Source organism: Bacillus sp. AFS040349, assembly GCF_002577655.1.
Classification (GTDB): domain Bacteria; phylum Bacillota; class Bacilli; order Bacillales; family Bacillaceae; genus Metabacillus.
Genome location: NZ_NUMC01000185.1, coordinates 1 through 1322, shown reverse-complemented (window position 1 = coordinate 1322; position 1322 = coordinate 1). Strand labels below are relative to the sequence as shown.

Genomic DNA, 1322 nt, shown 5'->3' with positions numbered 1-1322 from the left:
AAAAAGATCATCATACACCTTATGCAAGCCTTGCTAGGTGTGTGGCGATCTTTTTCATGTTTTGACAGGCTGCGGTGAGTAATACTTGTTCACTCGCATTCTGTATTCCCCGTAACCGGCAGTAGCGAAGCCCATGCAGTTCTTTTGAATCTGCGAAGCTTCGCTCTACTTTTTCTTTTCTGAATTTGTATAGGATTTTACCCGACTTTGAAAGACGATTCAGACGAACTTGATCTTTATGATCCTCCCACACATGGCGCGTAACGACTTTCTGTGTGTTTTTTGATTTCGTGCATTCCTTTAATAATGGACAAGTTGCACATTTTTTAGGATTAGATTTATACTCTCGATATCCTTCACGTGTAGTCGTACGATAAACTAATTCCTTTGTTTGGACATATATAGACATCTCGTTCACGCACATAGTCAAATTTCCATTTTGGAAAAAGACCCTTGGTTGGATGGAACCTTCTATGAGCTATGACCCCAAAGATCTTGCGATCATTGATTCCTTTACATATAGCGTTTGTTAGATATCCTGAATCGAGACCAACTGCTTCTACATTAAAACCGAATCCATTAATTTGACGATCTATACGAGACAGATAAGGAACAGAATCATGAACATTACCAGGAGTAACATAAGCATCAGTGATGATATTAAATTTCATATCAGTGGTACGATGGTCTAGGTAACAGAACATCTCTTGCTTATTATCACGTGACATAAACCCACAATCAGGATCAGTTGTACTTTTTCGAATTTGCTTAGTTTCATTCACCTCTTCCTTTTCCTTTAGAGGCTTTTTTCCATGATTTATCCTATCTTCTTCAATAGCTTTATTTAATTCTTCAATGTATTCTCGTGTTTCAACTTCAACATCCACACGTGTGAATTTATGTTTATTTGCATTAGCTTTAAGGTGAGTAGAATCCGTAAATAAAACCCTTCCTCCAACCATCTTATGTTGAATAGCTTGAAAGGCAATTTCATCAAAGATTTCCTGGAAGATATTTGTATCTTTAAAGCGGGTACGGCGATTCCAACTAATAGTTGAATGATCAGGGACTGGATCTGTGAGTTTTAAACCTAAGAACCACCTGTAAGCAATGTTTGTCTGAATCTCACGTTCTAATTGACGTTCCGAACGAATGCCATAGAAATAACCGATGAACATCATTTTGAAAAGCATAGTGGGATCGGATGGACGGCCATTGTTTTCAGAGTACAGAGGTCGGACTTTTTCATTAATAAAAGAGAAGTCTATGTATTTTTCCACTTTTCTCAAAAGATGATCTTGAGGTACTAATTCTTCAATCAT

Annotated in this window: 1 protein-coding gene; it reads right to left on the bottom strand. The window is 37.4% G+C overall.

The features are described from left to right. Window positions 1-19: 19 nt before the first annotated feature. Window positions 20-1322 (bottom strand): IS1182 family transposase gene (locus COD11_RS25825; protein ID WP_255301713.1). Its coding sequence is split into 2 segments (ribosomal slippage): window positions 20-386 and window positions 385-1322, totalling 1305 coding nucleotides; the frame shifts between segments, so codons are not numbered across the junction.